This window comes from Methanimicrococcus blatticola (assembly GCF_004363215.1).
GTDB lineage: Archaea > Halobacteriota > Methanosarcinia > Methanosarcinales > Methanosarcinaceae > Methanimicrococcus > Methanimicrococcus blatticola.
In genome coordinates this window covers 78,079-93,074 of record NZ_SNYS01000008.1, presented here as the reverse complement: position 1 = coordinate 93,074, position 14,996 = coordinate 78,079, and the positions used below count along the sequence as shown (strand labels likewise).

Genomic DNA, 14,996 nt, shown 5'->3' with positions numbered 1-14,996 from the left:
CGCGAGCTACGCCGTTTTTTTTAAATAATAAAAACAGACCGTTTTTTGAAAAGATGAAATGAAAACCAATCCGACTTCCATCATTTTTTGCGAAGCTCAAGCGCTAATTTTCGAATGCTCTCGGCGATTTGCCACTCGCCTGCGCCCCAATGAACAATAACACCGGTTTGCCCGTTGATTTGAACGATTTTTCCCGAGTTTTCCGATTTGCAGCAACGCATAATAAATGGTTTTTCGGGTTTTGTACGGTCTGATCTCATCGGACACATGTCAATAAAATCGTATTTTAAATTCGGATACAAAGCTCCGATGAGTTTTTTAGAAGTGTCGCAGCCGACTAAGGTCCAGCCGTCTTCTTTTTCATCCAATTTGTCGGAATCCAAAAATTTGCCTTTCAAACCGGAAGAATGGCAGGGATAAATGGTTTTATCACCTTGGTAAACGGAAAGGTCGACTGACTTTTCGGAAAACTTGATTTGAAGATCACCGAAAAGATTGGCGGCATCAATTCTTTGAATACAATTTGAAAGCCATGGCGGCTCCGGCGGAAAAACATCAATGATTTCAATTTCCAATATTTCGGAAACATCGGGGTCTTTGACAAAAGTCAAATGTTTGTCAAACCCTTTGAAAACAACCGTTGTCAAGGGTTTTCCGAAATTGCGTTTTTTATTTTCATCCTGAAGCAAACGCGCCGCCGCTTCAATTAAAAAAGTCCGGTTTTTAATATTCATTTCCTCAGGACAAATGAAAATTTCATCTTCGCCTGCGATGAGTTTTGACCCGACAGGCTCTCTGAGAAAACCGGATCCTTTATGCTCAATTTCATATAAATTGTAGCCGGCATCCGTTTTCTCAAGAATGTATTGAGACAAAAAATAAACTTTATTCAAATCGGATGCATCCTTTCCTTGCTCTGTCCATCCGATTGTTTTGTATTCTTCCGGGAAAATCATCAAAAATCCTCTTGCTTACTCTAAATTGAAAAGAGGTCTATAAAAAGATTACAGAAAAGAAAACAGAAAAGAAAAATCAAGATGAAGAGAAATCAAGAGAAAGAGAAATCAAGAGAAAGAGCTGTCACTAAAAAAAGAAATGTTGCCTGAAAATCAGGCAACAATTCATCAAACAGCGATTTTAAACAACAGCTTCCATACCGGATTCGTCTTTAATTGTCGGCTTCAATTCTTTGAGCATATACGCACCGAAAATATAGCCGAGCGGGATTGTAATGATTAAGATGGAGAGAATCCAGGAAATAATAATCGTTAAAATGACCATAACGATATTGTCTTTCCCGATATTGACACTTTCTTTTAAGGCGTAGAAGAACCCTTCTCCCGGCGTCATCACGTAAATGTAGATGGTGTAGAAGAAGAAAATCTCAACGAGAAGCATTAACAAGAAAGTCAGAATACCGGCGACCAGCACGCCCGTTGAAAGGTCGACAATGCCGATTATACCGCCGATAAAATCAGAAACAACGACGACAACAAAGCTGACAACGGTCACAACGATTGTGTAAACAAGAACGTAAATCAAACTTCTTGTAAAGGCTTTGCCGGATTTAAAACCGTAAAAAAGGTCGCCGATTTTAACCTTTTCACCGCGCGTTCCTTTGATAGCCATGTAATATGTACTGTACATTAAGGGCGAAAGAATCAGAAAACCGATGAGTGCTGCAATGACCGTAATCAAAAGAGCAACACCGAATTCCATATTGACAAACGCTTCATAGACCGCAGCAATGCCGCCTGCAAAACCGATTGCATATACAATTCCCGTAATGATAAAGAAAAGAATAATTGCAACAACATAAGCAACAATGTTGTCGATATATGAATGGAAAGCTTTCTTAATGCCTTCAACTAACAAACCAAATTCCATACACATCACCTGTATTATATATATCTAATTTGTTTTAACCACATTATATTTATTTAATTGTTTTTAGTTTTATATTTTTATATAATTTGTTTGGCAAAAAAAATTCAGAGTCCGAATGAACGAACTCTGAATTAGTTTTCGTATAATTATTCAGTCAAATTACTGACCGGATGCATCGCTGAGTTCCGGCTTGAGTGATTTCAAGACAGCTGTTGCGAAGATGAGTGCAATCGGCAATGTGACCAAAAGGCCGATACCGAACAAAATTGCGCCGATCATAACGAGGACAATGTAGACGATGTATGCAACAAGCACCAAGATCAGGTTGTCCTTAATGATATTGAAACTTTCCTTAAATGCGTAAACGATGTTTTCGGAAGGTGTCATGATGTAAATGTAGATTGCGAAGAACAACAAAAATTCAACGATTAAAGCGATAAGTCCACCGATAATCGGAATAATGCCCAAAATACCGAAGATAACAGCATAAACAACGCCGAAGATCAACATTCTGACATAGTTCTCCTTGCGGAAGGAATAGAAGATGTCTTTAATTTCAACTTTTTCTCCGCGGAAGCCTTTAATTGCCATAAAGGTAACACCGAAGCCGAGCGGCATGAGAACAAGGATAGAAACAATTAAAGCAACTAACATTCCGGCAGCTGCCAAGCCCAAGCCGGCAGTTGAACCTGTTTCAATTGCAGTAACGAGTGAAGCACCGCCCAATAAAGCGACAATAGCACCGATAATAATAGCGACGACGATCATGAGAATAAGTCCGACAACATACGCGACGGCGTTGTTTTTCCAGACTTCCCAGCCTTTTTTAAGGCTGTTTGTAATGATATCAAAATCCATAACAATGACTCCTTAATATTTTTAACAAGTATTACAATTTTTAAATCTTTGAATCGGCAATAATAACACAAATCGCGATCACCGCATAATAAAATCATTGCCAAAATCAGCATTCATTGACATTAAAAAAGGATTGACGAATATTTATTTCAGATATAATATAATAATATTATTCCTGAAACAATTAAATATATACCTCTATAAATGCCTCTGCATACATATTTAATGAAAACGTTCTATTAATACGTTTCCATTCCTTGCTAATTATATTAGACATCTTATATATATTTTATCTATTCATCTGAATAAAATGAAAATAATCGTTTGGCACTTATTCGATTTTCGGAATGTTTTCCCACGTTCCTTTCAGCTTTCCGCCAAGCGCCAATTTGCCGAGCTGTTTGGAAATTTCAGGATGTACTTCTGACGGAACAATATTTTCATATGCTGTTGACGGCAGCGGCGACAAATAATGTGCGCGCACTTCCCCGCCGCGTTGGCAGAGCCAATCAATCATTTCCAAAGATTGTTGCTGATCGCTTTCGGTTTCACTCGGAAACCCGATGATGAAATCAACAATCGGTGTTATGCCATTGGCAAAACAGATTTCTGCGGCGTTGTAAACATCTTCAGCCAAATGTCCGCGCCCGATTTCTTTTAAAACAATATCGCTGCCGGATTGCGCACCGATGCTGAGCGAATCATTGGCGCAATAGGTCTTGACCAAATCAATCATTTCATCCGTTACGAATTCCGGGCGCACTTCTGACGGGAAAGTGCCGAAAAAAATTCTTTTGTTTTCCAACTCGGAAAGCGAAGACAATAATTCTTTGACTTTTTCAGATTTCGCTGTCACACCATTGCTGCCGTAAGCGAATGCGTTTGAAGAGATGAAACGCAAATCATCATAATACGCCGCGTATTTGACAATTTCCGAAACGCTGCGATGACGCATTTGATGCCCGAAAATCTGCGGCGTTTGACAGAATTTGCAGCGATGCGGACAGCCGCGGGAAAGTTCAAGCGGTCGCCAAATGTTGTCGGGCGAAAAACAGGGATAACAATCCATTTGAACAGCATCCCGCTTCGGTGTCGAAACGATTTCACCGGAAGCGTTTTTAAAAGCGATTCCCGAAATATTTTCAAATCCGCTTCGAAGATCAACGCCGTTTTGGAAATTGGATCGGATTTGAGAAATTAAAGCGGGAAGCGTCACTTCTCCTTCGCCGATGACAACAGCATCAAAAAAATCCAAAGTTTCGACAGGCGCGCCTGACGGATGCGGGCCGCCGGCAATAAAAAAAGCGGAAATGCCGGAAGCTTGGGCTTGCATCACTTCCCGGAAAACGTCTTCTTTTTGGTTTGTAAAAAAACTGTAAAGCATAATTCCCGAAACGGGTTCCTTCACAAAATCAATGTTTGGGAGGACGGGAATCAAAGCGGAATAACTGTATGTGTTTTTCTTAAAATAGCGGAAATGAATCGGGAGGAGAGTTTCATTTCTGCTCAAATCCGAATTCATTTTCAAATACCCGTCCGATTACAAAATTTCAATAAAACCTTCGGCGCTGTTGACCAAAACCTCGTCGCCGTCTTTCAAAACATCATACGGATTGGTTTCCAGTTTGTCAATCATCGGAATTTCAGAAATGATTGCGCCGACAGCGACAATCGGCTCACACTCCAAATTGATGATTGCGGCCGGAGCCGCGTTGTTCTTTTGAAGCTGGTAAATCACATACGAGCCGACAGTTGATCCTTTTCCTTGCGGAAAAACCAAAACGGTTCCTTTGATTGATTTTCCGAAAAGTTCATGGCTCGGATCGACAATGTCGCCGGTTTCAGGATTAACGGTTCCCAAAAAAGAAATCGGATCTTTGGTCATCAAAACTTTTCCGGAAGCCTGCCCGCGCGCAATGATTCGCCCTTTGATTATTTGACTCATTCAAATCTCCCCCGTCGCTTCTTTAACGCACCGCTCCGCTGTTCCGTAAGTCGCTTTCAGTCCGCACATGCTCGGCACGTAAGCGTAAGCTTTGCCGGAATTAACCATCATGCAGCTGTAAGAATTGGCGGCCGGCGAGACAACCATGCAGGTGTCACAAACGACTTTCGCACCGCTTTTTTCAATTTTGTCAACAATGGCTTTGTTTTGTTCGGCAACTTCACGCGATGTGAAAATCCAGAATTCTTTAACAACTGTTTTGCCTTCCAGAAGAGCGGCGAGCATTTCGAGTTCTGCTTTTGAACAGTGCGGGCAGCCGATGGTAACAATATCGGGCTTCATTGTTGAATCGTTTGATGTTTCATAAACCGCGCTGATGTCTTTTTGATCAATCGTAATGCTTTCCGCCGGTTTTTCGTAAACGAATTCTTTATCTTTAATTTCAGGCGTCACGCCGTCGATATGATAAAGCGCAACAGCACCGGAGGCCGCCATTGCCGCGCCGAGCATTTTCATTTCATCCTTTGTCGGCACGGATTTCATTTTGAAAAGCGGGATTTTGCTGCCGACCATTTTGCCGGCGACATAGCCGAGCGCGCCGTAATCTGAGCCGGCGGTTTCAAAATCAACAATAATTTCAAAGCTCGGCGTTCGGTTTTCAACTTTATGATACCCGTAATCAGGCGTTTTGCCGATCAAAGCGGCAGCAAGCGCAGACGGTCCGCCTTCGCGGTTCGTGCGCGCGCCGAGAACGGAGTTGGAAAAAGAGATGGCTGAAGACTCTCCCCATGCCAAATGATCTTTGTATTGAACATCAAAACCGTTCAAATAATAAGGCGTACATGTACATTTCGGCTCGATTCCGAGGCTGCCGAACGCTTTAATGATTTCAATCTGCTTGGCGGCAAACTTCGGGTCAATGCCGAGGCGTTCCCAATTGTTCATATCCATGCCGGCAGGATTCAAAACGGTCGGCACCCGAACTTTTCCTTTCAAATCGGAAATCCATTCAAGACCGGCATCGCCGATGGTTTTGTAAGAAACGCCCGAGACCTGAGCGCTTTTAATCGGGATGAGCGCATCGGCCCCGTAAATATCGCCGAGCGCAACAAGAATTTCAATCATTTTGCGAAGTGTTTCGCCGTCCTCGCCGCGAAGCGTCTTCTCTTCTTCTTTTGTCAGATACACTTTGCCACCTCATCCGACAGATTACTTTTTCAAAACGGGAAACTTCGCGCGTTCGAAATCTTCTTTGTTGACCAGCACTTTTGTCGCGTCAACGCCGACTTTGGATGTCGTTCCGTCCGGCGCGCCGCGCGGATCAAGCGAACTGCCGCGCACGTTTGTAACAATCATAATGTCTGCATCGCCTTTCACGCGCGTCGCAATTGCGAATTCAACGTCATCCGGATTGAAAATATCAATATCTTCGTCAACGACAACAACATGTTTCAAACTGGTGTGCGCCGCAAACGCTGCCATAATCGCGTTCTTCGCGTCGCCCTCCGTTTGTTTCTGAATTTGAACAACGGCATGCAGATAACAGCAGCCGCCTTCGGTCAAAACGACATTTTTAACGGTTGTGACTTCGCTGACCGCTTTGTAAATTTTGGGCTCGTACGGAACGCCCATCATCAATAAATGTTCGGCACCGGCCGGCAGAATGCCGTGATAAATCGGATCTTTTCTATGATAAATTTTCGTGATTTTGATAACGGGTTCGGGGCGGATGTGATCATATGTTCCTGTGATGTCAACAAACGGTCCTTCCGCGACACGTTCCTGCGGATCGAGATAACCTTCCAAAACATATTCGGCGTGAGGTACTTTGATGCCGTTGCTGCATTCAAATAATTCGACCGGCGCGCCGCGAAGTGCTGCCGCGTATTCAAACTCTTTGGACAGCGGAACGCGTGTCGTACTGGCGTAAGTAATCACCGGGTCGGCACCGAGAACGATTGCAATCGGAAGTTTTTCGCCTTTTTCGGCCGCTTTTTTGTGAATCACATAAGTGTGGCGCGGCGGAACCAAGCGGGCTGAAAGCGTATTTTTGTCAACGACCATCAATCTGTGAATGGACGCATTCTTTTCGCCTTCATATTCCGAGACGACAATGCCTGCCGTAATATATCCCTGACCGCCGTCTTTTTCGAAATGCTTCATGATCGGGATTTTGAACAAATCAACATTCTTTTCTTCAACAATCACGTCTTTCGTCGGCGAATCTTTGACAACGACGACTTCGCCATCGGGAGAAATATCGGCCAGCCGCTGAATAATTTCTTCTTTGGGAACGCCGAGCATGGCACCGAGTTCTTCGCGGGAGCCGAGCAGATTCATAATTGCTTTAGAACCGTCAACGTTTGTGAAAAAAACAGGTCCTTTGTTTTCATGCGCTAAAATCGGCGCTTCAAAGTCTTTCGAAACAGGGCGGTCAATTTCAGTCAAACGCCCGTTCTTTCTTAAATTGTCAATAAAATCACGGAAACTCATAGTATCTGCTTTTGAAAAAGCGGTATGTAAATAAAAAGGTTGTTTTCGATTTTTGCAAAAACACTTTGGGTTTTATCAGTTTGAACTTTATCAGTTTGGACTTTATCAGTTTGGGTTTATCAATTTGAGTTTTATCAGTATTAGAGAATCAGAGAAACCCAAAACAGCCGACCGCTAATTTACGTTTTCGATCGGAACGAAGTGAAGAGAGAAAACGGAAATTTGCGGATTCGTACCCAACCCATACAGCAATAAACGAGACTCTGCTTTTTGATTTTTTTGTTGCTGCATGTCTGTGTTGCTGCATGTCTGTGTTGCTGCATGCATCTGCTCTTTTTTATGATAGCCGTTCGCTGCGCGAACGTGCCGCTGCTACCTTACCGTTTGCGCTGCTGCCGCTACCTTACCGTTTACGTTGCTGCGACCTTGCCTGTTGCATTGGCATCATTGTCGCCATCGCGCGAGCCGCTCCGCTTTTCTGAAATATATTAAAAACGCATCTCGTTTTTGAAAAAAGAAAGAAAAAGGATGATGTTCATTTGAACGATTTCAACCCTTTAAAATCCAATGTCGCGAAATAATCTTCAATTGTTTCCGCTCTTCGGATTTTGAAAATGCTGCCGTCGGGTCTGAGGAGAAGTTCAGCCGAGCGCAGTTTTCCGTTGTAATTAAATCCCATCGCGAATCCGTGCGCGCCGGTGTCGTGAATGACCAAAAGGTCACCGCGCTCGATTTCAGGGAGCATTCTGTCGACGGCGAATTTGTCGTTGTTTTCACACAAAGAGCCGGTCACATCGTATTTGTGATCCTGTTTTGTATTTTCTTTGCCGAGTACGGTGATGTGATGATAAGCACCATAAATGCCGGGGCGCATGAGGTTTGCCATACAGGCGTCCGTTCCGACATAATCTTTGTAAATGTGTTTCATGTGACGGACTTCTGTGATCAGATAACCGTACGGTCCGGTAATCACGCGACCGCATTCGAAGTAAACATTCGGTTGAGCGATGTTTGCTTTGCCGATTGTCTCGTCATACGCTTTTTTCACGCCGCCGGCCACCGCGTCAAAGGAAACACGTTCTTGGTCCGGGCGGTAAGGGATGCCGATTCCGCCGCCGAGGTTGACGAATTCAAAGTTAATATCGAGTTTTTGAGAAATTTCAACAATCACTTCAAACAAAATGCGTGCGGTTTCAACGAAATAATCAACATTCAGCTCGTTGGAAGCAACCATTGTGTGAAGACCGAATCTTTTAACGCCTTTCTTTTTGAGAATTTCGTATCCTTCAAAAAGTTGCTCGCGGGTGAAACCGTATTTCGCTTCTTCGGGTTTTCCGATGAGTTCGTTACCGCCCTTCAGCGGTCCGGGATTGTATCTGAAACAAACAATGTCGGGGAGCCCGGCGGTTTTTTCCAAAACATCAATATGAGAAATGTCATCCAAATTGATGATTGCGCCAAGCTCTTTGGCTTTTTTGAATTCTTCGGCCGGCGTGTCATTGGAGCTGAACATGATGTTTTCGCCCGTGATGCCCGCTTCCTCTGCGAGCAAAAGTTCCGGCAAAGAACTGCAGTCGGCACCGAATCCGTGTTCGGCGAGGATTTTTAAGATGTAAGGGTTCGGAAGTGCTTTGACCGCGAAGAATTCTTTGAAGCCGTTGACGATTCTGAATGCGCGCTTCATGTCTTCGGCGTTGTCGCGAATCGCTTTTTCATCATAAATGTGAAACGGCGTCGGATGCGTTTTGATGATCTCTTCAATTTGAGATTTTATAAAAGGAAGTTCTTTTGAAACCATAATCAGCCTCTTGATTTATATTTATTAATAAGTGATTTCGGTATGCTTGAATGATATATATTCTTATTGAAGTGAAAGGAATGCATCTTCCGTCAATTTTTTAAGTTTTTGAAATAAAAGACAAGCTGTTGCATATTTTGAAATTTAAAATATTGTCATGAAAATATTATGAAAAAAAGAAAGAATGGATAAGAAAAATAGATAAGAGGAAATGGATCTGAAGAAATGGGTCAGAGAAATTCATTTAATCAAAATCAATCAATAAATCCATGTTCAAGCGCCGATTCCGCGTCAATAAACCGTCCCATCCCGGTCTTTGTGCGTCTGAATCCGAATTTGTGATAAAACTCTTCTTTTCCGGGCGTCGCGTAAAGAATAATGTTTTTGTCCTCTTCGCCTTCCATCAAAAGGCGGACAATCATTTTACCGATGCCTTTTCCTTGTGATGTCCTGTCAACGGCCACGTCATAAATGACGCTCTGATACGCAAAATCAGAAATCAAACGACCGCAGCCGATCAAAATGTCGCCGTGGTAGATAAAAATGACTTTCGCGCTGTTTTCAAACGCTTTTTGATGAAGATCGACATCATAAATTGTCATGTCGGTTCGCTGCAAGAGACTTTTCACGTCTTTCCAATTGATGCCTTCCGTATCTTTTTGTATGGTCAATTCCATGAACATAATTATCCCCCAAACAGTAAAGGCGCTGAAGGTTTATAAAATTTTTAATACGGCAAACGACGGTTTTTATCAAAAATGGATTCTGCCGGCATCGACAATTGCAATTCTTTGAGTTTAAATTATTTTGAAAATAAGATGTGGTGGGGCTGCTGAGATTTGAACTCAGGTCGCAAGACCCCCAGCCTTGCAGGATGGACCAAGCTACCCTACAGCCCCTTTATGAGGTCAATTTTTATTAAAAAAGCAAGTGTAAAAACCGTTTTTATTATATAAAGGTTTCACCACCAAGAGTGGAATAAAATGAAGGAAAGTAACTCAAAAAGTAATAACTATTTAACACATAAGATATTTGACTAATTTTTAATTGATTAATAATTTATTATTAAGATGAAAAAATTTGTGAGAACTATACATTTTTTGTAATTAATGCTGTTACCTAATGAATTCCTTCGGAGAACTTAACATGCGCGTTCTTCTTGACACCAACATCATCATATATCGTGAAAATAAAAAAGTAACAAATTACAGCGTTACTCACCTTTTTCGTTGGCTTGATAAGCTAAAATATGATAAATTAATTCATCCCCTATCAAGAAAAGAAATAGAGCGGTACATAACAGCAGATCCCGCCGAGTCAATGACTCTTAAGTTAGATGCATACGATGAATTAAAAACAGTTGCCCCTTTGGATATTAAAGTCGAGGAATTGAGTCGTACAACCGATAAAAATGATAATGATAAAATTGATACAGCTCTACTAAATGAAGTTTATTTAGGTAGAGTCGATTTGTTAGTAACGGAAGACCGTAAACTTCAAAGAAAGGCAATAACTCTTGGAATTCCTCAAAAAGTCGTTTCAATTAATACTTTCATATCTAATGCTACTGCTGAAAATCCTACCCTGGTTGAGTACAATACTCTTGCTGTAAAGAAAGGATACTTTGGGTCAATTGACATTAATAATTCATTTTTTGACAGTTTCAAAGAGGATTATGATGGTTTTGCTAGTTGGTTTGCAAAAAAATGTGATGAAGAGGCATATATCTGTCAAGATGGTACAGATCGAATTCTAGGTTTTCTTTATTTAAAAACTGAAACAGAAGACGAAAATTATTCAGATATTATACCATCATTTAGTAAAAAACGTCGATTAAAAGTAGGTACATTCAAAGTTGAATCTACGGGGTTTAGGTTAGGGGAACGATTTATTAAAATCATTCTAGATAATGCCCTTGAAAGAAATGTCGATGAAGTATATGTTACATTATTTGATGATAGAGAAGAATTGATTGCATTGGGACAACTTTTTCTACGGTGGGGATTTGTCAGATTTGGTAGTAAAATTCATACTGATGGTAGAAATGAAATCGTTCTAACGAAAAACATGACAAATTATGATTCGGTTTTATCCCCTAAACAAAATTATCCAAATCTTCGATATAATGTCAACAAATTCATAATGCCAATAGATCCCAAATATCATACATCACTTTTTCCAGATTCAATTTTAAATACCGAAAATGAAAATGATTTTTTGGAAAATACACCATACCGGTATGCTCTGCAGAAAGTATACATCACATGGGGACAAGATGACAATGTTAATCCAGGAGATGTAATGTTATTTTATCGCATGGGACCTGAAGGGAGTAAAAAACGATTTTCTTCTGTTATAACGACAGTTGCAATAGTTGATGAGATTTTAGATACATTTTCAACCAAAGAGGAATTTTTAAATCAGTGTCAAAATCGAAGTGTATTTTCGATAGATGATCTTGAGTTATTTTGGCAAAATTACAGAAATAACATTAAAATTATGAAATTCGTTTATGTTAAAAGTCTAGTACATCGACCAGTTTTGGATTTTCTATGGAAGAACAATATCATTCCATTTCCAAAAGGACCACGTCCTTTTACACACATTACTAATGATCAATTCAATTTGATAATCAATGAAGGGCGAACTGACCTAAGCAGATTTTGGAGACTGAATATATGAGTTCAATTGTATTATCCATAAAACCTGAGTATGCCAAACAAATTTTGTCTGGTTTGAAGTTATACGAATACCGTAAATCCCTGCCGCAGAAAAAGGTTGATACTTTAATTTTATATTCTACCACACCTGAAATGAAAGTAGTTGGAGAGGCAAAAGTCATTAATGTTATTTCAGCAAGTCCAGCTGATTTATGGGAACAAACAAAAACTCATTCGGGAATCAGTTATGCTAAATATCTTGAATATTTCAAAGGAAAAGAGAGAGCGTATGCTTTTCAGATAGGAGATGTCATAAAGTATGAGACCCCAAAGAATTTATCAGACTACGGTCTGGAATTCCCCCCCCAATCATTTGTTTATTTCAATAATGGCAAAAAAGTTAATTCGCAAATAGGGTGGTTTACAGATGAGTAATGAAATTTTGATATCGAGTGCTATGGTCTTAATTTAATCAAAAATGCCTCAGAACTCATAGGGCTCATCACTAAATCAGCCAAAACTCTCATCATCGGCATTTTGATTCAATCAAATCTAGGATTCAATCACCTTAAATCAATTTTTCAATTTCAACCTTCACTTTCATCGCTTCGTCTCTCGGATTTTCAGCATTGTAAATGCTGCGCCCGACAATCACCCAGTCTGCGCCCGCTTTGATTGTATCCGCCGCGCTGCCGCCTTGAGCACCGACGCCCGGAGAAATAATCTTCAAATCGTCACCAATGACAGCACGCAATTCTTTCACGCGTTCAGGACGGGTGGCCGGCGCGACAATTCCGAAGGCACCGTATTTTCTGGAAAGGCCTGCAATCTCTTTTGAAATTTCGTCGGTGAAAAAGTAGCTGCCGCCGGGATGACTCATTTCGGAAACAACGAATACTTTTCCGTCAAAAGCGGTTGCCGTTTTGACGCATTCCGATAAACTGTCCGGACCGGTGAATCCCTGAACGATCACTGCGGCGCAGCCGGCTTTGAACACATGTTCGCAAATCAAATGATCCGTATTCGGAATGTCGGCGACTTTAAAGTCGGCGATGACCGGCGCGTATTTTGATAATTTTGAAACAATCGAAAGTCCGGTTCCGAGAACAAGCGGATATCCGATTTTAACGGCATCCACCAAGTCAGCAACAGCTGCCGTAATTTCAAGCGCGCTTGCTTCATCCGTGACATCCAATGCCAAAATAATGCCGGTTTTTCTCTGTAATTTGTTTTTATCTGCCATTGTATTCCCTCAATCAGTCTCCCTTAATCGACCTTCTTCAATCGTTTCTCCTCAGTCCGTCGGATATGTCAACCCGTCTTTATCGGCTTCACATCTTTTTTCCGGTTTGCCGCCCGCTTTTTCCCTCTTTTTCAATCGGGATCTGGCCGCGCCGACCATCAGCGGAAGCGTAATTGTCGCGTCGGAATAAACAGTCACCATCTTGGATTCGGCATTGGTTTTGCCCCACGAAACCGCTTCATCAAGCGTCGCGCCGGACAAACCGCCGGTCTGCGGTGTGTCCATCGTCAGCTGAATCGCGTAATCAAATTCACGCGGTGTCACAAGCATGGTTTGGAAAATGAAATTTTTCGGAACGCCGCCGCCGACAAAAACCGCGCCGGCCCGCTCAGCCTCCCAGCAGATGTCCATTAAATCATGCATGTCGCCGAGCGCGTCAATGACAAGCGGATTCGTTTCTTTGTAAAGCCAAGACTGAAGACCGATGACGGAGTCCGGAAACGCCGGGCAGTAAACCGGCACATTCATATCATACGCCGCGCGCAAAATGGAATCCGGATTGTCAATGTTCTTTCCCATGTGACGCATAAATTCGACAATAGAAACCGGTTTTTCCGTCGGCAGTTCCGCAATGATTTCCTGCATAAATTCTTCAAAATCTTCAAAATGATTATCAGGCAAATAAACATCGTAGATGCGGTCAATACCTTCTTTTCTGAGCTCGACATCGTTGGCCATATCGTCGCCGACATAATGCGGCATATAAAGCCCTTCAAGCGCATCATGAACCATATTCGCGCCGGTTGTCACAAGCACATTGATATGACCGTCACGAATCAAATCCGCAATGATTTTACGCATGCCTGCAGGAACCATGGCGCCCGCGAGGCCGAAAAACTTGACTGCTTTTTCATCCGAAAGCATTTCCGTGTAAATGTCTGCCGCCTTTCCGATTCTTCTGGCACCGAATCCGCAGCTGGAGAGCGCAGCCACGAACGCGTCCAAATCCATTTCCGCTGAAATTTCAGCCGGCACAATCGGTTTAACCAATTTGCTTTGTCCTTCCGTAATATGCATTTAAAATCCTCTGAAATTGAATAAAATTGAGTAAAATAAGTTGAAATTTAATGAAAGAACTAACGAAACAAACAATTTAAATCAACCGATTGTTTAAAAATAAGGAGCAGGTTTTTCAAATACAAAAAGAGTTGAGAATCTCATTTTTTTACAAAAACCGAATACGAATTTTGATTTATTTTTCGAAAAGTCGAACGGTTCGCGCACAACGGCGACCGCCGCTTAACAGAGTATTGTTCTGTGCACTGTTTCGAAGCGGCGCAAGCCGCATAAAAATCGCGCAGCGATTTTAAATAAACACCGGATGAAATCGACGGCGAAGCCAAAAAAATGACGAGCGAAGCGAGGCATTTTCTGCAAACACCTCCCTCCCCCCGCCTTGAAAAATCGTGAGCGAAGCGAACGATTTTTGTTTAAAACTGAACTTTCGGTGCTTCCCGAACTTCTTCAGGTCCGGCATCGAACAACTCTTTCTTTTCAAAGCCGAAGAGTTTTGCAATAATGTTTCTCGGAATTGTTTGAATCGAATTGTTGTATTTCGTCACGGTGTCGTTGTAGAACTGACGCGCGTAAGCGATTTTATCTTCCGTGTCTCTCAATTGTTTTTGAAGATCCTGGAAGTTGGTATTGGCCTTCAAATCCGGATAAGCTTCGGCAACGGCGAACAAGCTTTTCAAAGTAGATGAAAGTATGTTGGACGCTTCTGCTTTTTCGTGAGGCGTATTCGCGCTGTTCATTGCCGAGCGGGCAGCGATTACCTTTTCAAGCGTTTCTTTTTCGTGGCTTGCGTAACCTTTGACCGTCTCAACCAAATTCGGAATCAAATCATATCTTCTTTTCAGCTGAACATCAATCTGACTCCAAGCGTTTTCAACAAAATTTCTGCTTTTCACTAATCCGTTATACATCGCTGCAATCGCAACGAGAATAATCAAAAGCAAAACGATTAAAACAATTGCAATAATTGTACCGGTTGCCATTTTTATTTCTCCTTTATTTGTTTTCGTTTGGTTACAAACCACCTTTTGTTTATTT

The 14,996-nt window shown here is 41.8% G+C and carries 15 protein-coding genes and 1 tRNA gene; 3 read left to right on the top strand and 13 right to left on the bottom strand.

Annotated features, from left to right (window positions below):
• Positions 1-80: 80 nt before the first annotated feature.
• From C7391_RS04870 to C7391_RS04840, 7 genes are all read right to left on the bottom strand, one after another.
• The gene (locus C7391_RS04870) at positions 81-956 is read right to left on the bottom strand and encodes a DUF7714 family protein (RefSeq protein WP_133517430.1); all 876 of its coding nucleotides are present in this window, start codon (positions 954-956) and stop codon (positions 81-83) included.
• Positions 957-1,137: 181 nt separating this feature from the next.
• Positions 1,138-1,887 (bottom strand): hypothetical protein, encoded by a 750-nt coding sequence (locus tag C7391_RS04865; RefSeq protein ID WP_133517429.1) that lies wholly within the window; start codon positions 1,885-1,887, stop codon positions 1,138-1,140.
• 159 nt (positions 1,888-2,046) lie between these two features.
• Complete coding sequence (locus C7391_RS04860; protein ID WP_133517428.1) at positions 2,047-2,745, bottom strand: hypothetical protein; 699 nt, start codon at positions 2,743-2,745, stop codon at positions 2,047-2,049.
• A gap of 331 nt (positions 2,746-3,076) precedes the next feature.
• Entirely contained in the window at positions 3,077-4,267 is a 1,191-nt protein-coding gene (locus C7391_RS04855; RefSeq protein ID WP_133517427.1) for a TIGR04013 family B12-binding domain/radical SAM domain-containing protein, read from the bottom strand.
• An 18-nt stretch (positions 4,268-4,285) separates the two neighbouring features.
• Positions 4,286-4,690, bottom strand: a complete 405-nt coding sequence (locus C7391_RS04850) for a DUF126 domain-containing protein (protein ID WP_133517426.1) — start codon at positions 4,688-4,690, stop codon at positions 4,286-4,288.
• Positions 4,691-5,878, bottom strand: a complete 1,188-nt coding sequence (locus C7391_RS04845) for an aconitase X (RefSeq protein ID WP_133517425.1) — start codon at positions 5,876-5,878, stop codon at positions 4,691-4,693.
• A 21-nt stretch (positions 5,879-5,899) separates the two neighbouring features.
• Entirely contained in the window at positions 5,900-7,183 is a 1,284-nt protein-coding gene (locus tag C7391_RS04840) for a UbiD family decarboxylase (protein ID WP_133517424.1), read from the bottom strand.
• 305 nt (positions 7,184-7,488) lie between these two features.
• Here C7391_RS04840 and C7391_RS08300 point away from each other — a divergent pair, with 305 nt between their 5' ends.
• On the top strand, positions 7,489-7,665 hold the full coding sequence (locus C7391_RS08300; protein ID WP_166627412.1) for a hypothetical protein: 177 nt from the start codon (positions 7,489-7,491) through the stop codon (positions 7,663-7,665).
• Between the two features lie 53 nt (positions 7,666-7,718).
• Here the strand turns inward: C7391_RS08300 and C7391_RS04835 are convergent, their stop codons facing one another.
• From C7391_RS04835 to C7391_RS04825, 3 genes are all read right to left on the bottom strand, one after another.
• Complete coding sequence (locus C7391_RS04835; RefSeq protein ID WP_133517423.1) at positions 7,719-8,981, bottom strand: diaminopimelate decarboxylase family protein; 1,263 nt, start codon at positions 8,979-8,981, stop codon at positions 7,719-7,721.
• Positions 8,982-9,235: 254 nt separating this feature from the next.
• Complete coding sequence (locus C7391_RS04830; RefSeq protein WP_133517422.1) at positions 9,236-9,658, bottom strand: GNAT family N-acetyltransferase; 423 nt, start codon at positions 9,656-9,658, stop codon at positions 9,236-9,238.
• A gap of 144 nt (positions 9,659-9,802) precedes the next feature.
• Positions 9,803-9,880: transfer RNA gene (locus C7391_RS04825), tRNA-Pro, on the bottom strand.
• Between the two features lie 247 nt (positions 9,881-10,127).
• Between C7391_RS04825 and C7391_RS04820 the strand changes: the two genes are divergently transcribed.
• Both C7391_RS04820 and C7391_RS04815 read left to right on the top strand, forming a co-directional pair.
• Positions 10,128-11,663, top strand: coding sequence for a PIN domain-containing protein (locus C7391_RS04820; RefSeq protein WP_133517421.1), 1,536 nt, complete (start codon positions 10,128-10,130; stop codon positions 11,661-11,663).
• Positions 11,660-12,076 carry an ASCH domain-containing protein gene (locus tag C7391_RS04815; protein ID WP_208107063.1) on the top strand — a complete coding sequence of 139 codons (417 nt, stop codon included), beginning with the start codon at positions 11,660-11,662 and terminating at the stop codon, positions 12,074-12,076. The genes C7391_RS04820 and C7391_RS04815 overlap by 4 nt, the downstream gene beginning before the upstream one ends.
• A gap of 133 nt (positions 12,077-12,209) precedes the next feature.
• Here C7391_RS04815 and pyrF read toward each other — a convergent pair whose 3' ends face one another.
• The 3 genes from pyrF to C7391_RS04800 form a co-directional block, all read right to left on the bottom strand.
• The gene (pyrF, locus tag C7391_RS04810) at positions 12,210-12,884 is read right to left on the bottom strand and encodes an orotidine-5'-phosphate decarboxylase (RefSeq protein WP_133517420.1); all 675 of its coding nucleotides are present in this window, start codon (positions 12,882-12,884) and stop codon (positions 12,210-12,212) included.
• 51 nt (positions 12,885-12,935) lie between these two features.
• Positions 12,936-13,961 (bottom strand): deoxyhypusine synthase, encoded by a 1,026-nt coding sequence (locus C7391_RS04805; RefSeq protein ID WP_133517419.1) that lies wholly within the window; start codon positions 13,959-13,961, stop codon positions 12,936-12,938.
• A 413-nt stretch (positions 13,962-14,374) separates the two neighbouring features.
• Positions 14,375-14,941 (bottom strand): LemA family protein, encoded by a 567-nt coding sequence (locus C7391_RS04800; protein WP_133517418.1) that lies wholly within the window; start codon positions 14,939-14,941, stop codon positions 14,375-14,377.
• Positions 14,942-14,996: the final 55 nt, after the last annotated feature.

Excerpts from the sequence above, each read along its gene's own strand:
- C7391_RS04855 (WP_133517427.1), bottom strand. The coding sequence starts at position 4,267 with ATGAATTCGGATTTGAGCAGAAATGAAACTCTCCTCCCGATTCATTTC.
- C7391_RS04820 (WP_133517421.1), top strand. The coding sequence starts at position 10,128 with ATGCGCGTTCTTCTTGACACCAACATCATCATATATCGTGAAAATAAA.
- C7391_RS04835 (WP_133517423.1), bottom strand. The coding sequence starts at position 8,981 with ATGGTTTCAAAAGAACTTCCTTTTATAAAATCTCAAATTGAAGAGATC.
- C7391_RS04850 (WP_133517426.1), bottom strand. The coding sequence starts at position 4,690 with ATGAGTCAAATAATCAAAGGGCGAATCATTGCGCGCGGGCAGGCTTCC.
- C7391_RS04860 (WP_133517428.1), bottom strand. The coding sequence starts at position 2,745 with ATGGATTTTGATATCATTACAAACAGCCTTAAAAAAGGCTGGGAAGTC.
- C7391_RS04840 (WP_133517424.1), bottom strand. The coding sequence starts at position 7,183 with ATGAGTTTCCGTGATTTTATTGACAATTTAAGAAAGAACGGGCGTTTG.
- C7391_RS04865 (WP_133517429.1), bottom strand. The coding sequence starts at position 1,887 with ATGGAATTTGGTTTGTTAGTTGAAGGCATTAAGAAAGCTTTCCATTCA.
- C7391_RS08300 (WP_166627412.1), top strand. The coding sequence starts at position 7,489 with ATGTCTGTGTTGCTGCATGCATCTGCTCTTTTTTATGATAGCCGTTCG.
- C7391_RS04870 (WP_133517430.1), bottom strand. The coding sequence starts at position 956 with ATGATTTTCCCGGAAGAATACAAAACAATCGGATGGACAGAGCAAGGA.
- C7391_RS04805 (WP_133517419.1), bottom strand. The coding sequence starts at position 13,961 with ATGCATATTACGGAAGGACAAAGCAAATTGGTTAAACCGATTGTGCCG.
- pyrF (WP_133517420.1), bottom strand. The coding sequence starts at position 12,884 with ATGGCAGATAAAAACAAATTACAGAGAAAAACCGGCATTATTTTGGCA.
- C7391_RS04815 (WP_208107063.1), top strand. The coding sequence starts at position 11,660 with ATGAGTTCAATTGTATTATCCATAAAACCTGAGTATGCCAAACAAATT.
- C7391_RS04800 (WP_133517418.1), bottom strand. The coding sequence starts at position 14,941 with ATGGCAACCGGTACAATTATTGCAATTGTTTTAATCGTTTTGCTTTTG.
- C7391_RS04830 (WP_133517422.1), bottom strand. The coding sequence starts at position 9,658 with ATGGAATTGACCATACAAAAAGATACGGAAGGCATCAATTGGAAAGAC.